This window comes from Acidovorax sp. A79 (genome assembly GCF_041154505.1).
Classification (GTDB): domain Bacteria; phylum Pseudomonadota; class Gammaproteobacteria; order Burkholderiales; family Burkholderiaceae_C; genus Acidovorax.
Genome location: NZ_AP028672.1, coordinates 3973643 through 3993433, shown reverse-complemented (window position 1 = coordinate 3993433; position 19791 = coordinate 3973643). Strand labels below are relative to the sequence as shown.

At 68.2% G+C, this 19791-nt stretch carries 18 protein-coding genes; 1 reads left to right on the top strand and 17 read right to left on the bottom strand.

What is annotated here, in order from left to right:
- Positions 1-51 precede the first annotated feature (51 nt).
- From murF to dapF, 16 genes are all read right to left on the bottom strand, one after another.
- Positions 52-1533, bottom strand: a complete 1482-nt coding sequence (gene murF, locus ACAM51_RS18270; RefSeq protein WP_369641428.1) for a UDP-N-acetylmuramoyl-tripeptide--D-alanyl-D-alanine ligase — start codon at positions 1531-1533, stop codon at positions 52-54.
- Positions 1530-3038, bottom strand: coding sequence for a UDP-N-acetylmuramoyl-L-alanyl-D-glutamate--2,6-diaminopimelate ligase (locus ACAM51_RS18265; RefSeq protein WP_369641427.1), 1509 nt, complete (start codon positions 3036-3038; stop codon positions 1530-1532). The genes murF and ACAM51_RS18265 overlap by 4 nt, the downstream gene beginning before the upstream one ends.
- A complete protein-coding gene (locus ACAM51_RS18260) occupies positions 3035-4780 on the bottom strand; it encodes a penicillin-binding protein 2 (protein ID WP_218293292.1) in 1746 nt (581 codons plus the stop codon). The genes ACAM51_RS18265 and ACAM51_RS18260 overlap by 4 nt, the downstream gene beginning before the upstream one ends.
- On the bottom strand, positions 4777-5112 hold the full coding sequence (ftsL, locus tag ACAM51_RS18255) for a cell division protein FtsL (RefSeq protein ID WP_218293291.1): 336 nt from the start codon (positions 5110-5112) through the stop codon (positions 4777-4779). Before ftsL ends, ACAM51_RS18260 begins: the two co-directional genes overlap by 4 nt.
- A gap of 132 nt (positions 5113-5244) precedes the next feature.
- A complete protein-coding gene (gene rsmH / locus ACAM51_RS18250; protein ID WP_369641426.1) occupies positions 5245-6171 on the bottom strand; it encodes a 16S rRNA (cytosine(1402)-N(4))-methyltransferase RsmH in 927 nt (308 codons plus the stop codon).
- Between the two features lie 8 nt (positions 6172-6179).
- Positions 6180-6608 carry a division/cell wall cluster transcriptional repressor MraZ gene (gene mraZ, locus ACAM51_RS18245; protein WP_218293289.1) on the bottom strand — a complete coding sequence of 143 codons (429 nt, stop codon included), beginning with the start codon at positions 6606-6608 and terminating at the stop codon, positions 6180-6182.
- 255 nt (positions 6609-6863) lie between these two features.
- On the bottom strand, positions 6864-8189 hold the full coding sequence (hslU, locus tag ACAM51_RS18240) for an ATP-dependent protease ATPase subunit HslU (protein ID WP_369641425.1): 1326 nt from the start codon (positions 8187-8189) through the stop codon (positions 6864-6866).
- Positions 8190-8305: 116 nt separating this feature from the next.
- On the bottom strand, positions 8306-8872 hold the full coding sequence (gene hslV, locus ACAM51_RS18235; RefSeq protein ID WP_218293287.1) for an ATP-dependent protease subunit HslV: 567 nt from the start codon (positions 8870-8872) through the stop codon (positions 8306-8308).
- Positions 8873-9117: 245 nt separating this feature from the next.
- On the bottom strand, positions 9118-10887 hold the full coding sequence (locus ACAM51_RS18230; protein ID WP_369641424.1) for an STAS domain-containing protein: 1770 nt from the start codon (positions 10885-10887) through the stop codon (positions 9118-9120).
- Positions 10888-10926: 39 nt separating this feature from the next.
- Positions 10927-11424: an RNA polymerase-binding protein DksA gene (dksA, locus tag ACAM51_RS18225; RefSeq protein ID WP_255591248.1), complete on the bottom strand. Its 498-nt coding sequence runs from the start codon at positions 11422-11424 to the stop codon at positions 10927-10929.
- A gap of 484 nt (positions 11425-11908) precedes the next feature.
- Positions 11909-12970 (bottom strand): GTP-binding protein, encoded by a 1062-nt coding sequence (locus ACAM51_RS18220; protein ID WP_369641423.1) that lies wholly within the window; start codon positions 12968-12970, stop codon positions 11909-11911.
- Between the two features lie 114 nt (positions 12971-13084).
- Positions 13085-14320 carry a class I SAM-dependent rRNA methyltransferase gene (locus tag ACAM51_RS18215; protein WP_369641422.1) on the bottom strand — a complete coding sequence of 412 codons (1236 nt, stop codon included), beginning with the start codon at positions 14318-14320 and terminating at the stop codon, positions 13085-13087.
- Positions 14321-14378: 58 nt separating this feature from the next.
- Positions 14379-15050, bottom strand: a complete 672-nt coding sequence (gene lepB / locus ACAM51_RS18210; protein WP_218293282.1) for a signal peptidase I — start codon at positions 15048-15050, stop codon at positions 14379-14381.
- Positions 15051-15287: 237 nt separating this feature from the next.
- A complete protein-coding gene (locus tag ACAM51_RS18205; RefSeq protein ID WP_369641421.1) occupies positions 15288-16256 on the bottom strand; it encodes a tyrosine recombinase XerC in 969 nt (322 codons plus the stop codon).
- A gap of 128 nt (positions 16257-16384) precedes the next feature.
- On the bottom strand, positions 16385-17074 hold the full coding sequence (locus ACAM51_RS18200) for a DUF484 family protein (protein ID WP_369641420.1): 690 nt from the start codon (positions 17072-17074) through the stop codon (positions 16385-16387).
- Positions 17071-17952, bottom strand: a complete 882-nt coding sequence (gene dapF, locus ACAM51_RS18195; protein ID WP_369641419.1) for a diaminopimelate epimerase — start codon at positions 17950-17952, stop codon at positions 17071-17073. Before dapF ends, ACAM51_RS18200 begins: the two co-directional genes overlap by 4 nt.
- A 191-nt stretch (positions 17953-18143) precedes the next feature.
- On the opposite strand from dapF, the gene ACAM51_RS18190 reads away from it, so the two are divergent.
- Positions 18144-18848 carry a glutathione S-transferase N-terminal domain-containing protein gene (locus ACAM51_RS18190; protein ID WP_369641418.1) on the top strand — a complete coding sequence of 235 codons (705 nt, stop codon included), beginning with the start codon at positions 18144-18146 and terminating at the stop codon, positions 18846-18848.
- A 32-nt stretch (positions 18849-18880) separates the two neighbouring features.
- Here the strand turns inward: ACAM51_RS18190 and ACAM51_RS18185 are convergent, their stop codons facing one another.
- Positions 18881-19765: a LysR family transcriptional regulator gene (locus tag ACAM51_RS18185; RefSeq protein WP_218293278.1), complete on the bottom strand. Its 885-nt coding sequence runs from the start codon at positions 19763-19765 to the stop codon at positions 18881-18883.
- Positions 19766-19791 lie beyond the last annotated feature (26 nt).

Sequence of the window (19791 nt, the reverse complement as noted above, 5' to 3'; positions counted from 1 at the left end):
GGCGGCCGCGCCGCACGGACGCAGGCTCCGACTGCTGCTGCCAGCACGCTCTCAATGCGTTGCGCCATGGTGTCCCTCCCGTGCCTGCGTCGGCGGTTGTCGCTCTTGTTGTTCCTGGTTGTCCTGCGCTTGCGCGGCAGAGGCGATCGCCTCCACCACCTGTTCCATCTTCATGAATCGAGATCCCTTGACCAGCACGCTGCCCACCGTGGGCAGGGCCTGGCGCACCGCATCCAGCAGCGCGCCCCTATCGTTGAAATGCCGGGCCACACCGCCATTGCCCTCGCCAAAGGACGTGGTGGCGTGCACCGATTGGTCTCCCAGCGCAAAGAGGCAGGAGATGCGGGCCGCGCGCGCATGCGCACCGGCCTCCTCATGGAACTGCGGCCCCTGGTCGCCCACCTCGCCCATGTCGCCCAGCACCAGCAGCTGCGGGCCGGGCAGTTCGGCCAGCACGTCGATGGCGGCGCGCATGGAGTCGGGGTTGGCGTTGTAGGTGTCGTCCACCACGGTGACCTCGCGGCCCGCGATGCGCACGCTGAAGGCGCGCGAGCGGCCCTTGACCGGCACGAAATCGTTCAGCCCCTGCACAATGGCGGCCAGCGGTGCGCCCGCCGCCAGCGTGCAGGCCGCGGCCGCCAGCGCGTTGGCCACGTTGTGGCGCCCGGCAATGTGCAGCTGGGTGGCCACCTCGCCCCGCGGCGTGGCCAGCGTGACGGCCCAGGCACCCTGGCCCCACGCAGCCTGTGCGCAGGCCACATCGCCGCCTTCGCCAAAGGTGACGGTGCGGCGCCCCGGCGCCATCGAGCGCCAGAGGGCGGTGTAGGCATCCCCCGAAGGAAACACCGCCACGCCGTCGGCGGGCAGGCTGGCCAACACGGAGCCGTTCTCGCGCGCCACCGCCTCCACCGTGTGCATGAACTCCAGGTGCTCGCGTTGCGCGTTGTTGACCAGTGCCACCGTGGGACGCGCCATGGCGGCCAGCGTGGCGATCTCGCCCGGGTGGTTCATGCCCATCTCGATCACGGCCGCCGCATGGCCGGCACGCAGGCGCAGCAGTGTCAAAGGCACGCCGATGTCGTTGTTGAAATTGCCCTGCGTGGCAAACGCGGCCTCGCCTTTCCAGGCGCGCAGGATGGACGCGATCATCTGCGTCACCGTGGTCTTGCCGTTGCTGCCCGTCACGCCGATCAACGGAAGGCCAAACTGCGCGCGCCAGCCCGCGGCCAGCGCGCCCAGCGCGGCCAGGCTGTCCGGCACCTCGATGCCGGGCAGGCCGGCGGCTTGCAGGCCGCCATGGGCGATGGCGCCGGCGGCGCCGCCGGCGCGGGCATCGGCCAGGAAGGCGTTGGCGTCAAAGCGTTCGCCCTTGAGCGCCACGAAAAGGTCGCCCGCCTGCAAGCTGCGCGTATCGGTGTGCACGCGGGCCAGCGGCGTGGCCCCATCGCCCACCAGGCGCGCGGCGGGAATGCGCGGCTGCACCAGGGCCAGCGCCTGCTGCAGGGTCATCATCACGGCCGGGGTGGCGCTCATGGGCGTGCTCCGCGGGCCTGCAGCGCGCTCTGCGCATGGGCCATGTCGGAGAACGGCACGCGCACGCCCGCCGTCTCCTGGGTGTCTTCATGGCCCTTGCCGGCGATCAGCACCACATCGGCGGGCGCGGCCTCGGCCACGGCCAGGGCGATGGCGGCGGCACGGTCGGGCTCGGCACGCACCACGTTGCTGGCGATGGTGCCTTGCAGGATCTGGTGCAGGATGGCCGCGGGGTCTTCGCTGCGCGGGTTGTCGCTGGTCACGACCACGAGGTCGGCCTGCTGCTGCGCCACGGCGCCCATCAGGGGGCGCTTGCCCGCATCGCGGTCGCCGCCGCAGCCGAACACGCACCAGAGCTTGCCGCCGCGCTCCCGGGCCACCGGGCGCAGCGCCTGCAGGGCCTTGTCCAGCGCGTCGGGCGTGTGGGCGTAGTCCACGGCCACCAGGGGTTGCCCGGGGTGGTGGATCCGCTCCATGCGGCCGGGCACGGGCGAGAGCTGGGCGCAGGCGTAGAGCGCGTGCTCCAGCGGCACGCCCAAGGCGCGCAGCCCGGCCAGCACACCCAGCAGGTTGGAGACGTTGTACTGCCCGATCACGCGCGTCTGCAGCACATGCGTGTGCACGCCCTCGGCCACCGTGAAGGAGAGGCCGCCCTCGCCCATGGCGATGTCACGCGCCGCGAGCCGCGCGGGGCCGGTGATGGAAACACTCCAGAGGTCCAGCAGCCGGTCCGCCAGCGAGGCATGCAGCTCGGCACCGCGCGGGTCGTCGATGTTGACCACCGCGGCCTGCAGGCCGGGCCAGTCGAACAGCATGCTCTTGGCCTGCCAGTAGGCGGCCATGCCGGGGTGGTAGTCCAGGTGGTCCTGCGTGAAGTTGGTGAACAGCGCGACGCGGATGCGCGTGCCCGCCATGCGGTGCTCGGCCAGCCCGATGGACGAGGCCTCGATGGCGCAGGCCGTGCGGCCCGCATCGGTGAACTGCTGGAACGCGCGCTGCAGCCGCACCGGGTCGGGTGTGGTCATGCCCGTGCTGGTGAGTGCGGGCGGTGTGCCCATACCCAAAGTGCCTACCAGCGCACATCCACCTTGCGGAATAAGCTCATTTTTTGATAGCACATTAAGTGCCTCGGCCAGCCACCAGCTCGTGCTGGTCTTGCCATTGGTACCCGTCACGGCCAGCACATCCAGGCGCTGCGTGGGCTGCCCGAACCAGTCGGCCGCGATGAGGCCGGTGGCCGCCTTCAGGCCATGGAGCGCCGCCACCGGCAAGCCTTCGAGCGCAAATGCCTCCACGCCTTCATGCTCCACCAGGCAGGCCACGGCGCCGCGCGACAGCGCGTCCGCGATGTGGGCGCGGCCGTCGGTGGCGGCGCCGGGCCAGGCGATGAAACCGTCGCCGGGGCGCACCTGCCGGCTGTCGGTCTGCAGCGTGCCGGTGACCCGCTCGCGCAGCCAGGCGACGGCGTCGTGCACCGAGGCGAGCAAAGGCAAGGCCGTTGTCATAGCGATTCCTCCACCTCTTTGGCCACGATCTGCGGCTTGACCGCCATGTCCGGCTGCACGCCCATCATGCGCAGCGTCTGCTGCACCACTTCGCTGAACACGGGCGCGGCCACGGCACCGCCGTAGAACACGCCGTTGCTGGGCTCGTCGATCATCACGGCCACGATGATGCGCGGCTTGTCGATGGGCGCCATGCCGGTGAACCATGCCCGGTACTTGCCCGAGGCGTAGTTCTTGCCCACCTGCTTGCGCGCGGTGCCGGACTTGCCGCCCACCGAGTAGCCCAGGGTCTGCGCCTTCTGGCCGGTGCCGCCGGGGCCCGCGGCCATCTGCAGCATCTTGCGCACCTGGTCGGCGGTGCGTTCGGAGAACACGGGCACGCCCAGGGCGGGCTCGGAGGTCTTGAACATGGTGGCCGGAATCACGCGGCCGCCATTGGCGAACACCGTGTACGAGCGCGCCATCTGGAAAAGGCTGGCCGACAGGCCGTAGCCGTAGGACATGGTGGCCTGCTCCACCGGGCGCCAGGTCTTGTAGGGGCGCAGGCGCCCAGTCACCACGCCAGGAAAATGCAGCTGCGGCTTCTGGCCGAAGCCCGCGGCCGAGAAGGTCTCCCACATCTCGCGCGCGGGCATCTGCATGGCGATCTTGGTGGTGCCCACGTTGCTCGACTTCTGGATCACCCCTTCCACCGTGAGCACGCCGTGGTTGCTGGTGTCGGAGATGGTGGAGCCCGTGATGTTGATCCGGCCCGGATTGGTGTCCACGATGGTGTCGGGCCGCACGCGCCCCGATTCCAGCGCCAGGCCGATGGTGAACGGCTTCATGGTCGAGCCGGGCTCGAAAACGTCGGTGAGCGCGCGGTTGCGCAGCTGCTCGCCCGTGAGGTTCTGGCGCTTATCGGGGACGTAGCTCGGGTAGTTGGCCAGCGCCAGCAGCTCGCCCGTGTGGGCATCGAGCACCACCACGCTGCCCGCCTTGGCCTTGTGCAACGCGACCTGGTCCCGCAGCTTCTGGTAGGCAAAGAACTGCACCTTGCTGTCGATGGACAGCTGCATGTCCTTGCCATCGACCGGAGGCACGGTCTCGCCCACGCCCTCGACCACCCGGCCCAGGCGGTCCTTGATCACGCGGCGCGAGCCCGCCTTGCCCGCCAGCTCCTTGTCGAAGGCCAGCTCCATGCCTTCCTGCCCGTGGTCTTCCACGTTGGTGAAACCCACCACGTGGGCCGCGGCTTCCCCTTCGGGGTACTGGCGCTTGTACTCCTTGCGCTGGTAGATGCCCTTGATGTCCAGTGCCGCGATCTCCCGACCCACATCCCAGTCGAGCTGGCGCTTGATCCAGACGAAGGTCTTGTCTTCATCGGCCAGCTTGCGCTGCAGCTCGGCCAATGGCATGTCGAGCAGCTTGGCCAGTTGCTTGAGCTTGGCGCGGACCTCGGGCCTGTCCTGCTCCACGTCTTCCGGAATCGCCCAGATGCTGGCCGCCGGCACGCTGGACGCCAGGATCAGCCCATTGCGGTCCACGATCTTGCCGCGGTTGGCCGGCAGCTCCAGCGTGCGCGCGAAGCGCACTTCGCCCTGGCGCTGGAAGAAGGCGTTGCCAAACACCTGCACGTAGGCAGCGCGCCCCGCCAGCCCCATGAAACCCAGCGCGATCGCCGCCACGATGAACTTGCTGCGCCAGACGGGCGTCTTGCTCGCCAGCAGCGGGCTGGAGGTATAGAGCACGCTGCGGCTCATGGCTGTGCTCCTTCGGTCCGGGACGGCGCCGCACTGGCGGCCGCGGCGGCCGTGGCGGCGGCCACCCCTTGGGGGTCGGACACATACTGCGTGATGGCCGGCGTGGCCGTGCGCATGTTGAGCTGCGCGCGCGCGATCTTCTCCACGCGCAGCGGCGTGGCCTGCGCACGCTTTTCCACCTGCAGGCGCTGGTGTTCGGTTTCCAGGCGGCGCGCCTCGGCGGTGGCGCGGTCGAGCTCGGTGAACAGGCGGCGCGACTCGTACTGGGTGTGCACGAGATAGATCGCGCTGGCCAGCACGGCCACCAGCAAGACAACGTTGAGCCTTGTCATGTCAGTTGCCTGCCATGCCGCAACATGAAACCGCCACGGCCCCACCCAGGGACACCGGGCCAGGGCCGTTGCGCAGCGAGGGCGTCGTCCCCCTGGAGGGGGAAGGCGCGAAGCGGCTCAGGGGGCGCTTCATCACTGCACCTCGGTGCGCTCGGCCACGCGCATGATGGCGCTGCGCGAACGGGGGTTGGCCGCCACTTCGGCGGCACCGGGCTTGCTGCGGTCCAGGGCCACGAGCTTCATGGCCTGGGGCGCGGCAAAGGGCGCGCGGCGGTCGTAGACCTCCTTGGAGTGTTTGGCGATGAACTGCTTGACGATGCGGTCTTCGAGCGAATGGAAGCTGATCACCACCAGCCGCCCGCCCGGCTGCAGCACCGAGAGGCTGGCCTCTAGCGCCTGTTGCAGCTCTTCAAGCTCGGCGTTGATGAAAATCCGAAGAGCTTGAAATGTGCGCGTTGCAGGGTTCTGGCCCGCTTCGCGGGTTTTGACCGCGCCAGCCACGAGGTCGGCCAGTTCGGCGGTGGTTGCAAGAGGACCCCGTTCTTCGCGCCGAGCAACAATCGCCTTTGCAATGGGGCCAGCAAACCGTTCTTCACCGTAGTCACGTATCACCTCCGCAATCTGACCGACTTCGGCCGTGGCCAACCAATCGGCCACGCTTTCGCCGCGCGTGGTGTCCATGCGCATGTCCAGCGGGCCGTCAAAACGGAAACTGAAGCCTCGCTCGGGGCTGTCGATCTGGGGCGAGCTCACGCCCAGGTCCATCAGCACGCCCGCCGCACTGGCGGGCGGAAGGTCGGCCAGATGGCGAAAACCCTCGTGCCGAATGGAAAAACGCGCATCGGTGATGCGCGTTGCTTCGGCAATGGCTTCGGGGTCCTTGTCAAAGGCGACAAGGCGCCCCTGCGGCCCCAGGCGAAGCAGGATGAGGCGCGAATGCCCCCCGCGCCCGAAGGTCGCGTCCACCCAGGTGCCCGCGGGCGTGGCGCCGACGCCGCCCAGCAGGGCATCCACGGCTTCTTCGAGCAGGACGGTGGTGTGTTGCAAGGAGGATGTCACCGCGCGCCTTAGAAGGAGAAGTCCTTGAAGACATCCGGCATCTCGCCCTGCATGGCCTTGGCCTCCTGCTCGTCGTAGGTGGCCTTGTCCCAGAGTTCGAAATGGTTGCCCATGCCCAGCAGCATGGTGTCTTTGGAGATACCGGCCGCCTCGCGCAGCTCGGGCGAAACCAGCACGCGGCCCGTGGCGTCCATCTCCACATCCATGGCATTGCCCAGGAAGATGCGTTTCCACCACTGGGCGGACATGGGCAGCTGGGCGATGCGCTCGCGGAACTTCTCCCACTCCGGACGGGGGAAGACCATGAGGCAGCCGTGCGGGTGCTTGGTGATGGTGAGCTGGCCGGATGCCGTGGCCGCGAGGACGTCACGATGCCGGGTCGGCACGGACAGCCGACCCTTCGCATCGAGACTCAGCGACGAAGCACCTTGAAACACGGACGGATTTCCCAACTCGGTTTTTGCGCCTCGCCGGTCCGTGCAATGGACCTGGAGGGCACTTTTCACCACTTAATTGCACTTTTTTGCACTGTAGCAGGAAAAGCACACCGAACAAGGGGGTGTCCAACAAACTTTTGCAATGAAATCAACGACTTAGGCGCGACTTTGTAGGCACAGGAAAGTCAAAAGTCGTTGAAAAAGAAGCACTTAGAGAGGCCTATGAAAGTGACCTCTCAAGGCTTGACCGAGTGGTCACAGGATGTAGCGCGACAGGTCCTCGTCCTGGCTCAGCGTCTGCAGGCGGGCGTCCACGTAGGCGGCGTCCACGGTGACCGTCTGGCCCGACAGGCGCGTGGCATCAAAACTCACCTCGTCCAGCAGGCGCTCCATGACGGTGGACAGGCGGCGCGCGCCGATGTTTTCGGTGCGTTCGTTCACCTCGAACGCGATGTGCGCCAGGCGCGTGATCCCCTCGGTCGCGAACTCGAGCGTGACGCCTTCGGTCGCCAGCAGGGCCTGGTACTGCTTGACCAGGGAGGCATGGGTCTGCGTGAGGATGGCCTCGAAGTCCTTCACCGACAGGGATTCCAGCTCGACCCGGATCGGGAAACGCCCCTGCAGCTCGGGAATGAGGTCGCTGGGCCTGGACAGGTGAAAGGCACCGGAGGCGATGAACAGGATGTGGTCCGTCTTGATCATCCCGTACTTGGTGGACACGGTCGTGCCCTCCACCAGCGGCAGCAGGTCGCGCTGCACGCCCTGGCGCGACACGTCGGCGCCGCTGGTCTCCTGGCGGGCGGCCACCTTGTCGATCTCGTCGATGAAGACGATGCCGTTCTGCTCGGCATTGGCGACGGCCCGGGCCTTGATCTCGTCCTCGTTGACGAGTTTGCCAGCCTCTTCGTCGGTGAGCAGCTTCAGGGCCTCGGCGATCCTGAGCTTGCGCGTCTTGCGCTTGTCCTGCCCCATCTGGCTGAACATGCCGCGCAGCTGCTCGGTCATTTCCTCCATGCCCTGGGGCCCCATGATCTCCAGCTGGGGGCGGCCCTCGGCCACGTCGATCTCGATCTCCTTGTCGTCCAGGGCGCCTTCGCGCAGCTTCTTGCGAAACACCTGCCGCGCCGTGTTGTCCGCCGCGGGCTCGCTGCCTGCCGCGGCCCGGGCCGGCGGGATCAGCACGTCGAGGATGCGCTCCTCTGCCGCATCTTCGGCGCGGGTGCGCACCTTCTTCATCTCGGACTCGCGGGTCTGCTTCACCGCCATTTCGGCGAGATCGCGGATGATGGAATCCACGTCCTTGCCCACATAGCCCACCTCGGTGAACTTGGTGGCCTCGACCTTGATGAAGGGCGCGTCGGCCAGCCGGGCCAGGCGGCGCGCGATCTCGGTCTTGCCCACGCCGGTGGGACCGATCATGAGGATGTTCTTGGGCGTGATCTCCTGGCGCAGGCTGCCCTCGACCTGCTGGCGGCGCCAGCGGTTGCGCAGCGCGATGGCGACCGCGCGCTTGGCGCTGGCCTGGCCCACGATGTGGTGGTCGAGCTCGGAGACGATTTCCTGGGGGGTCATGGACGACATACAGGTCTTCCTGGTATCAAATGAGGCTCCAGCGCATGATCAACAAGCGCCAACAGCTATAAAAAACAGAGCAAACCGCTCCGGGGCATCCCCGGGGGCAGGACCATCCCGCGCGCTCAGAGCGTCTCGATGGTGTGGTTCATGTTGGTGTAGATGCACAGTTCGCCGGCGATTTCGAGCGATTTCTTGACGATGTCCTGCGCGGACAAATCGGTGTTCACCAGCAGCGCCTTGGCGGCCGAGTGCGCATAGGCGCCGCCCGAGCCAATGGCCACGATGCCCTGCTCTGGTTCGAGCACATCGCCGTTGCCCGTGATGATGAGCGACGCGCTCGCATCGGCCACCGCCAGCATGGCTTCCAGGCGGCGCAGCACGCGGTCGGTGCGCCAGTCCTTGGTGAGCTCGATGGCCGCGCGCGTGAGGTGGCCCTGGTGCTTTTCGAGCTTGGCCTCGAAACGCTCGAACAGCGTGAAGGCATCGGCCGTGGCCCCCGCGAAGCCCGCAAGCACCTTGCCATGGTAGAGCTTGCGCACCTTGCGGGCCGTGCCCTTGACCACGATGTTGCCCAGGGTGACCTGGCCGTCGCCGCCAATGGCCACTTGGATGCCTGCCGGGGTCTCGCGGCGCACGCTCAGGATGGTGGTGCCGTGGAACACCGGGGATTGGTTTGGTGATGAGTCCATAGCAGCCGCAGATGGGGACAGGCCCCAATTTTGCAAGCACACCGCCACCACGGGCGCTGCGCGCGGCCAGCGGACGCCTTCGAACGGGCCTGGCCCGGCCACCGGCGTCGTCCGCCCTCCCGCGCGCCGCGCGGCAGAAGGGGCGGAGGCCGCGGTTCCAGGCATAGCTGCCTGGGCAGGGCGGTTCCGAAGAGCCGCCGTCTCTGGCGGCCGCACCGAGCGGAGCAGCCGGCCAGGGCGTGGCCCTAGTTCTTGCGGGGCACCACCCAGGCGTGCTCGTTGATGCCGATCACATTGAAGAAGATGGCCACCAGCCGCTGCAGGTTGTGAAACTGGATCACATGGCCCTGGCCCTGCTGCTCGGCCGCCCAGTTGAGCACCGAGCCCGCGGCGGCAAAGTCCACGCGGATGAGCTTGTCGCACGCAATGGTGAGCGGCACGCCGGGCCGCAGGAGGGCCTGGAAGGGCTCCAGCAGCGGCGTGGCATCGCCGTCGATGTGGCCGCTGAGCTGGGCCACGGGCCCCGTCTCCGCGGGCGCGGGCACCGACTCGCCCAGGTCGGACGCCAAGAAGTCGCTGTCCACCGACAGCGGCGCGGCCCCGGAAGACACGCCCTCGTTGTCCGAATATCCGCAGCGCGGCGATACCCAGGAGGGCGGCGACACCTCGTAGGTCACGCAGTAGTCGAGCGCGACCAGTTCGAACTCGTCGGGCTTGCCCATGAGCCGCAGCGCCGCCATGCGCAGGCGCCACCACTCAGGGCTGGTGGCACGGTCTCCGGACTGGGTCTTGGCGTCGAGCAGCGCATTGAGCTTCTCGACCCCCGAAAACACCAGTTGCCCGTCACGCTCGGCCCACTGGGTGAACTGGTCGGCCAGCAAAGGCACCGCGGCTTCGTCGATGGCGGCCAGGCGCGTCCAGGACAGCGTCCAGGGGGATGCGGCGCGGACCAGGGAGGCCTGCAGCGCGGCGACGGACGACACCGCCAGGGAGGCCGGGGCATTCCAGCTGAAATCGCGGCGCACCGCGCCGGCCGGCGCGGCGCCCGTGGCACCGGGCGCCGCCGCGGCGGGAGCCGGCGCCATGCCCAGCTGCTGCGGCATGGAGAACCACAGCGGCGCCGAACGGCTGTACTGTGCGGCGAAGTCGATGGCCAGGGTGTCGAACCGGTCGTGCTGACCGGTTGCGCGGTACAGGTCGAAGAGCGTCATCCAGATTTCGAGTTGCTCTTCGGGATCATCCTGCTGGTGCTGGGCCAGCACGTCGAGCAGGCCGGACTCTGCCCCCGCGTGGTCGCCATTGGCGAACCGGATGGCGGCTTCTTCTAGATCGGGTTCGTGCACGAATTCCTCCGGTTCGGATGCCGGCGCTGGCGTTGCCACTGTAGCCGCCGCAGGGCTGAAGGACGCTTCGCCCGGGCCTGGGCCCGCGAGCATTTGCGCATCGGTGCCGCCAAACCGGCCAATCGCCATGCTGTCATCGGCAAACAGCGGCTGGACACCGGCGGCCTGGTTGTTGTTGTCGCCCAGCGGCGCAGGCAGGCTACCGGGCGCGGTGGGCGCGTAGGCCCTGGCGTGCGCGGAATCCGTCGTTGCCGCGCTGGGGGGCTCGGGCATGACGCCCGGCTGGGTGGGCGCCTCGGCCCCTTGCTTGCTCTTCCACCACTGCTGCGACATCTGCGCCTCGATCTCGTCGATCTTCTTGAGCGTCACGGCGCGTTCGTCGGGCGACGCCATGCTGCTCTGGAAGAACGACGGCCTGGCGGTGGGGTCCTCGGTGCGCTGCCCCTGCAGCACCTCGCGCTGGCGCAGCTTGCGCAACTGATCGAACTCGCGGCGCCGCACGAAATCGTTGCGGCGCTTGCGCTCGATCATCTCCTTGAGCATCTGCTTGCTGTACTGGCTCTCCCGGTCATTCTGCGCGGAGTCCAGCTCCGTCCAGTTGACCGTGGGATTGCGCACAAACCGCACCACCTTCGAAAGCAGTCCGCCAGGGGTGGTTTCTTCCTTGCTCATGGCTCAGGGCGCGCGTGGGGATCAGGCCGGGCGGCCAGGTCAATCACCAAACATCTTCTGCTTGAGTTCGCGGCGCTGCTGCGCTTCCAGCGACAGCGTGGCCGTCGGGCGGGCGATCAGGCGGCCCACGCCGATGGGTTCGCCGGTCTCATCGCAGTACCCATAGTCGCCCGCGTCGATGCGGGCAATGGACTGCTCGATCTTCTTGAGCAGCTTGCGCTCGCGGTCGCGGGTGCGCAGCTCCAGGGCATGCTCTTCCTCGATCGTGGCGCGGTCGGCGGGATCGGGCACGACGACGGTGTCTTCGCGCAGGTGCTCGGTGGTTTCGCCGGCGCTGTTGTGGATGTCCTGCTTGAGCTGCACGAGCTTCAGGCGGAAGAACGCCATCTGCTTGTCGTTCATGTACTCGCTGTCAGGCATGGCCATGACTTCGGCGTCGGTCAGCTCGGCGGCGGACTTGGTCTTCCAGTTGTTCGCCAGCTTGGGGTCTTTTTTGGCAGCCGTATAGGTGGGCTGCGCTTGCACGGTCGTGGGCATGGTATGTAGATAACTGGCTTTGGCAGCGGTCGAAGCCACTGTCTGTGCCATGGATGGTACGGTCAATTGGGCCAATCGGGAAGAAGGCCGGGTTGTGCGCACGGGTACCTGCGAACCGGCCTGCAGCACGGGTGCTGGAGCGGGAGTCGCCACGGCCGCCGGGCTGGCGGCGACCTTGGGTGCTGCAGCCGGCTTGGCGGCGGCCTTCGCGCCAGCCTTGGTTGCCGCAGGGGCGGCGGCGGTTTTCGCCGCGGCAGGGGTTGCCTTGGTGGCCCCCTTGGATTTGCTGGTGTCGGCTTTCACTTCCTGGTCTCCTCGCAATACGGGCGGGCCCCAGCCGCATTCGCAGCCAAGGGCGGGTGGCAAGCCTTCCGGGGTTTTACCGGGGCGCGATTGTATCGACCTGGGCTGACGCAAACGGAAACGTTGCAGATACAACACAAACCAGCCGCCAACCCCCTGCCCTCGGGCCGCCCCGCCGGGGTCAGACCAGGCTCTGCTCCAGCCCCTGCAGAAAGATGTCCTTGGGCAGGTCGATGCCAATGAAGACCATCTTACTGGTGCGCGGCTCGCCTTCGGCCCACTGGGGGCCCAGGTCGCTGCCCATGAGCTGGTGCACGCCCTGGAAGATCACCTTGCGCTCGGTGCCCTTCATGTTCAGGACGCCCTTGTAGCGCAGCATGCGCGGGCCATAAATGTTGACAATCGCCCCGAGAAAATCCTCCAGCTTGGCCGGATCGAACGGCCGCTCGGAGCGGAAGACGAAGCTTTTCACGTCGTCATCGTGGTGATGGTGATGGCCATGCCCGTGGTCGTGCTGGTGCGAGGGGTGGCTGCAGTGCTCGCCATGCTCGTGGTCATGGTCGTGGTGGTCATGGCCGTCGCCCTCTTCCTTGAGGAACTCGGGGTCGATGTCCAGCTTGGCATTGAGGTTGAAGCCCCGCAGGTCCAGCACTTCCGACAGCGGCACCTCGCCGAAATGCACTGCCTTGATGGGCGCGCGCGGGTTCATGTGCTTCAGGCGATGGATCAGCGCGTCGGTTTCCTCGGCGCTGACCAGATCGGTCTTGGACAAAAAGATCTGGTCGGCAAAGCCCACCTGGCGGCGCGCTTCCTGGCGGTCGTTGAGCTGCTGGGGCGCGTGCTTGGCGTCCACCAGCGTGATGATGGAATCGATGAGGTAGGTCTCGGCGATCTCCTCGTCCATGAAGAAGGTCTGCGCGACGGGGCCGGGGTCGGCCACGCCGGTGGTCTCGATGACGATGCGGTCGAACTCCAGCAGGTTCTTGCGCTTCTTGGCGGCCAGCAGCTGCAGCGTCTCGCGCAGGTCTTCGCGGATGGTGCAGCAGATGCAGCCGTTGCTCATCTGCACGATCTGCTCCTTGGACTCGGTCACGAGGATGTCGTTGTCGATGTTCTCTTCGCCGAATTCGTTCTCGATCACGGCGATCTTCTGGCCGTGGGCTTCGGAGAGCAGGCGCTTGAGCAAGGTGGTCTTGCCCGAGCCCAGGAAGCCGGTGAGGATGGTGACGGGGATCAATGCCATGTTTCTTGTCCTTCAAGGGATGAACCCATGCGCTGCACCCGGCACTGCGGGCCGGGTGTGCGTGGCGCAAGGGGTTGTTTTCAGTGTACCGACGCTGTCAAGCCCTTGCCGCGCTCAGCCCTTGCGCATCACCACCAGCCCCTTGAGGTACTCGCCTTCGGGGAATTCCAGGGTCATCGGGTGGTCGGGCGCGCCGCCCAGGCGCTCCAGGATGAAGCCGTCCACGCCCGCGTCGGCGCCCGCAGATGCCACGATCTTGTGGAACAGGTCGGCGCTGATGCCGCCCGAGCACGAGAAGGTGAACAGCACGCCGCCCGGCGTGAGCAGCTGCAGCGCCAGGCGGTTGATGTCCTTGTACGCGCGTGCAGCGCGCTCGGCGTGGGCCGCCGTGGGCGCGAACTTCGGCGGGTCGAGCACGATGGCGTCGAAGCGCCGGCCTTCCTTGAGGAACTGGCGCAGCGAGGCGTTCACGTCCGCGTCCAGGAAGCTCGCGTGGTTCAGGTCGAACCCGTTGAGCGCCACATGGGCGCGGGCGCGCTCCAGGGCCGGGCCCGAGGAGTCGATGGACGTCACATGCCCGTCCGCCGATGCGCCGCTGGCGCGCATGCCGGCCAGCGCGGCCACGCTGAAGCCGCCGGTGTAGCAAAAGCAGTTGAGCACATCCTTGAAGCCCAGGCGCTGCGCGTAGTCGGCAAAACGCTTGCGGCTGTCGCGCTGGTCCAGGTAGAAGCCGGTCTTGTGGCCTTCGGCGATGTTCAGCGTCAGGTTCCACTGGTGTTCGTGGATGGTGAGCTCGAGCGGCGGGCCTTCGCCGTCGCCCGGCGCGCCCGTGGGGCCGCCGCGCAGCCAGCCGGTGGCGGGCGGGAGGCCTTCGAGCGCGCGCACGCTGGCATCCGAGCGTTCATAGAGCTTGGCCAGGCCCGTCTCGCGCAGCAGGGCATCGGCGATCACGTCCTTCCAGCGCTCGGTCCCGGCGCTGGTGAACTGCGCCACCAGGGTGTCGCCATAGCGGTCCACGATGAGGCCCGGCAGGCCGTCGGACTCGCCGTGCACCAGGCGCACACCGTCGCTTTGTACATCAAAACGGGCTCTGGCGATGATGGAGCGCGCGCAAGCAGCTATGAAAAAAGGAGCATCGATACGCTGCGCCTCGTCAAAGCTCCACACCCGCGCGCGGATGCGCGAGCTGGGGCTGAACGCCGCCCAGGCCAGGAACTGGCCCTCGTGCGATTCCACGCGCACGGTCTCGCCGCTGTCGCCGCCGCCCTTGGCGATGGCCGATTCAAAGATCCAGGGGTGGCGGCGCAAGAGCGAGCGCTCTTTGCCAGGGCGAAGGCGAAGGGTTTTCATGATGGGGCGATTGTCGCGTGAATGGCCCCACGCCAGCCCCGGGGCTGGCGCCAGCGCGTCAGAGCGCGTGCCCGATGCGGCCCAGGCGCGGCGCCCAGTTTTCCAGGATGTCGGCCGACACCAGCACGCGCCGCGCCTGGCCGATGAGCAGGTGACGCGGGACGAAGCCGATGTAGCGGGAGTCCGCGCTGTTGTCGCGGTTGTCGCCCAGCACCAGGTACTGGCCCTCGGGCACCGTCACCGGGCCGAAGCTGCGGTGTGCCGTCACGCCCTGCAGCCATTGCACCCGGCGCTCGTGGCCCTGCAGGTGCTCCGTCCAGCGGGTGGCGGGCACCTGCGCGCCCAGCTCGGCCAGGTGTTCGGTCACCGCCTCGGGCGCGTCGTAGCGTGCGGCCTCGCCGTTGAGGTACAGCACCTCGTCGCGCATCTCCACCGTGTCGCCCGGCAGCGCCGCGATGCGCTTGATCAGCCGCGTGCCATCGCGCGGTGACGAGAACGTGACCACATCGCCCCGCGCGGGCTCGCCCAGGCGCGCCAGCACCACATCGGTGAGCGGCAGCTTCAGGTCATAGGCCAGCCGGTTGACGAACACCACGTCCCCTTCGAGCAGCGTGGGCCGCATGGACCCCGAAGGAATCGGATTCCAGTCCGCCACCGCCGTGCGAAAGATGCCGAAGCACAGCAGCAGCACGAGGAACCCACGGTTCGATTTGATCCATTTCAGCAGCATGGCGAGACACTCCAAGGCGCCCTACAGCAAGCACCCCTTGCTCGGATGCACGGCGTCACATCTTGGTTCCGTGGCACCGGCCCACGGCCGCAGCCCACCGGCATGCCCGATCAGCGCCAGAAGCCGTCCACACGCCACCAACGCCCGCAGCGCGCACCGCCCCCACCAGTGCACCCGTGGAACCGGCTGTGCCGGGCCACCGGGTGCGTCCCCCTCCGGGGGAAGGCGCGCAGCGCCTCAGGGGGGCTTCTTTCTCGCCCGAGGATGCGCCGCGTCATACACCTTGGCCAGGTGCTGGAAATCGAGCCGCGTGTAGACCTGCGTGGTGGTGATGTTGGCGTGGCCCAGCAGCTCCTGCACCGCGCGCAGGTCGCCGCTGCTTTGCAGCAGGTGGCTGGCGAACGAGTGGCGCAGCATGTGCGGGTGCACCGGCGTGGTCAGGCCCGCCTGCTGGCTGCGCTGGCGCAGGCGCAGCCAGATCGACTGCGCCGTGAGCCGCTTGCCGCGCTGGCCGACGAACAGTGCGGTGTCAAGCCGCGCTGATCCTTCACCGCCGAAGGGCGTGGCCCGCAGTAGCAACCAAGCCTGCAGCGCTGCAGTGGCCGCGCGCCCCACGGGCACGCTGCGGCGCTTGCTGCCCTTGCCGAACACATGGGCCTCGCCGGCCTGCAGGTCCACCCAGCCCCGGCCCAGGCGCTGGGTGTCGGCGTTGGGGATGGCGTCGAGCCCCGCGAGTTCGCCCACGCGCAGGCCGCACCCATACAGCAGCTCCACCATGGCCGCATCGCGCGCCTCCAGCCAGGGGTCGGCGCCGGTGTTGTCGAATTCGGCCAGCCGCACGGCGTCGTCCACCCCCAGCGCCTTGGGCAGGGGCTTGGGCGCCTTGGGGGCGCGCACGTCCTGCACGGGGTTGTGCGGGATCAGCCCCTGCCGCCCCGCCCAGATGAAGAACCCGCGCCAGCCCGAGAGGATGAGCGCAATCCCCCGCCCGCTGCGCCCGCCGCTGTGCATCTGCGCCACAAAACGGCGGATGTGCGCGGTCTGCAGCTGCAGCAGGGGCACGCCGACCCCCGCCGCAAACTGCGCGAGCTTTTCAAGGTCCAGGGTGTAGAGCGTGAGCGTGCGCGCCGCCAGCCGCTTTTCGACGCGCACATGCTCCAGGTAACGCAGGACGTGCGGGTCCGGGGGAGTCTGTGTGGCCAGCATGTCGGACACGGGGCATTACCCAGGCAACTGGCGCGCCCCAAGGCCAGCGCCACCGTGGAACCGGCTTTGCCGGGCCGGGGGTGGCGTCCCCCCGCAGGGGGGAAGCGGCGCAGCCGCACAGGGGGGCATCACTTCAGCCGCAGCAGGGCGGCACTGGCGAGTTCTGCCATGCGCGACAGAAATTCCGTGCCCATCGTGGCATCAAACCGCTGGGGGTCTTGCGAGCCCAGCACCAGCAGGCCGAACGCGGGCGTGGCGCTGTCGATGGCGCCTTCGCGCAGCGGCAGCAGGGCCAGCGACTGGGCGGGTTCGCCCGCCTCGGCCGCGAGCCAGCCTGCGGGCTCGAACCCCAGGTTGGGGCCGCAGAACGGCATGGTCAGCGACGAGGCGAACGCGCGGGCGTCTTCGCTGGCGCCCTGGGTGAAGTCGGCATCGATGTACGGCGCGGCCACCTCCCACACGCGCACCGCGGCCTGGGGCACCTCGAACAGGGTGCGCACGCCATCGACCACCGCCTGCGGCAGGTCGAACGGGTCGCGCACCTGCAGCAGCGCGCTCGTCCACTGGTGCACCTTGTGAGCGATGGCGGCGTTTTCGGTGCTGTTGCGCACCATTTCCATGATGCGCTGCTCCAGGCCCTTGATCTTCTCGCGCAGCATCTCGGCCTGGCGCTCCTGCAGGCTCACGGCGCGCGCGCCGTGGGGGCTGGTGATCTGCACGCTGGCCAGCACCTCGGCATGGCGTTCGAAGAAGCCCGGCGTGTTGGTGAGGAACTGGGCGATGTCGTCTTCGGTGATCGGGGGGATGTGGGACGTCATAGGAGGGTGTCAGGAATGTCGATCCGGCCTTCGAACACCGTGGTGGCGGGGCCGGTCATGAAAACGGAATCGGCCTCCTGGCCGCTCCAGGCGATGGTGAGGCGGCCGCCGCGCGTGTCCACATGCACCTCGTTGTCGAGCAGGCCCAGGCGGATGCCGGCCGCCACGGCCGCGCAGGCCCCCGAGCCGCAGGCCAGGGTTTCGCCCACGCCGCGCTCGAACACGCGCAGCCGCACATGGGCGCGGTCCACGATCTGCAAAAAGCCTGCATTCACGCGCTGCGGAAAACGCGCATGGCGCTCGACCAGGGGGCCCGCTTCCAGCACCGGGGCGGTGTCCACGTTGTCCACCAGCTGCACGGCGTGCGGGTTGCCCATGGAGACAACTGCTACCAAAACAGTAGCTGTCAGCGCTTTACCATCCAGCGCCAGCGGCCATTTTTGTCCTGAGCCTTGTGCCACGGCGGTCAAACCACTGGCATCAAACGGCACCCGGGCGGGCTCGAACTGCGGTCGGCCCATGTCCACGGTGACGCGGCCATCGGGGGTGAGGCGGGGGGCGATCACGCCGCTTTTGGTCTGCACCCGCAGGGTGTCCTTGCCCGACAGGCCCTTGTCGTGCACAAAGCGCGCGAAGCAGCGGGCGCCGTTGCCACACTGCTCCACCTCGCCGCCATCGGCGTTGTGGATCACGTATTCGAAGTCGATACCGTCCGCTGGCGAAGGCCGCACCGTGAGGATCTGGTCGGCCCCCACACCGAAGTGGCGGTCGGCGAGGAAACGGTATTGGGCGGCGCCGAGCCCCAGGCGGCCCTGGGTTTCGTCGAGCACCACGAAATCGTTGCCCGCGCCCTGCATTTTGGTAAAGGGAATCTGCATGGCCGGATTATCGTCGGTGGGCCGGCGTGCGCGGCACCCCGCCCGGGGGCAACTTGTGACAGAACCCCCACCCCGCCAATGAACCCCGGCCTGCACCGGTTTTTCCGCCGGTTTAGGCTGTGCCGTGTGGCGGCCCGCCCGCGCGCCGGCCGCCGCCTCCCCAACCCCCCAATTCGCCAACGAGGACCCGCATGCCCGATCTCGCCAGTTTTCCCATTACCCGCAAATGGCCCGCCCGGCACCCGGAGCGCATCCAGCTGTACTCCCTGCCCACGCCCAACGGCGTGAAGGTGTCGATCGCGCTGGAAGAGCTGGGCCTGCCCTACGAACCGCACCTGGTGAGCTTCGAGACCAGCGACCAGACCTCGCCCGAGTTCCTGTCGCTCAACCCCAACAACAAGATCCCGGCCATCCTGGACCCGAACGGGCCCGACGGAAAGCCCCTGGCGCTGTTCGAATCCGGCGCCATCCTGGTGTACCTGGCGAGCAAGACCGGCCAGCTGATCCCGCAGGACACGGCCGGGCGTTACGAGGCCCTGCAGTGGGTGATGTGGCAGATGGGCGGCGTGGGCCCGATGTTCGGCCAGCTCGGTTTCTTCCACAAGTTCGCGGGCAAGGACTACGAGGACAAGCGCCCGCGCGACCGCTATGTGGCGGAGTCCAGGCGCCTGCTCAAGGTGCTGGACGAGCGCCTGAAGGGCCGCCAATGGGTGATGGGCGAGCAGTACACCATCGCCGACATCGCCATCCTGCCCTGGGTGCGCAACCTCGTGGGCTTCTACGGCGCGGGCGATCTGGTGGAGTTCGGTCAGTTCAAGGAAATAAAGCGCGTGCTGGAAGCCTTCGTGGCGCGCCCGGCCGTGGCCAGGGGGCTGAACATCCCGGCGCGCGGCTGAGCAGGCCCTGGCTGCAGGGGCCGTGGCACCAGTCAGCCCATGCGCTCCTGCAGAAAATCCAGGAAACACGCGATGCGCGCGGCCAGCTGCGTGTTGCGGTAGTACACGGCGCTCACGGGCTGGCGCACGTCCGCCGTGTCCCTGGCCAGCACCTGCACCAGATCGCCGCGCGCGCGGTCGGCGGCGGTCATGAAATCCGACAGGCACACGATGCCCGCGCCCTGCAGCGCCAGCTGGCGCAGCGTCTCGCCGCTGGACGCGGCGATCTCCGGCACGGTGGGCCACTCGTCGCCATGCGCGCCGCGCAGGGGCCAGCGGTTGAGCGATTCCGGCTGCGTGAAGCCCAGCAGGGTGTGCCGCGCCAGGTCTTCCACCGCCCGCGGCCGCCCCCGGGCGGCCAGGTAGGCCGGGCTGGCCAGCACGCGGATGCGGCTGGTGCACAGCGGGCGCGCGTGCAGGGTCGAGTCGCGCAGGTGGCCGATGCGGATGGCCACGTCGGTGCGGCGCTCGAGCAGGTCGATGTTCAGCTCGTCCGTGTCCAGCTCCAGCGTGATCTGCGGGTAGGCCGCACGGAACGCCGGCACCAGCGGCACCACCGCGTGCAGCATGAAGGGCGTGGCCGCGTTCACGCGCAGGCGGCCCGCGGGCTGCTGGCGGCGCGCGGCCATGTGCTCCTCGGCATCGTCGATGGACGCCAGGATGGCGCGCGTGCGCAGCAGGAAGGCCTGCCCCTCCTCGGTCAGCGCGGCGCGGCGCGTGGTGCGGCGCAGCAGCGTGGTATCGAGCTTCTTCTCCAGCCGCGCCAGCGCCCGGCTGATGCCCGAGACGGTCTGCCCCAGCTGGTCGGCCGCCGCCGTGATGGAGCCGCCGTCCACAACGGCCACAAAGGCCTGCAGTTCTTCGAGCGTGGTTTTCATGGGCCTCCATTGTTGACTTTGGATCA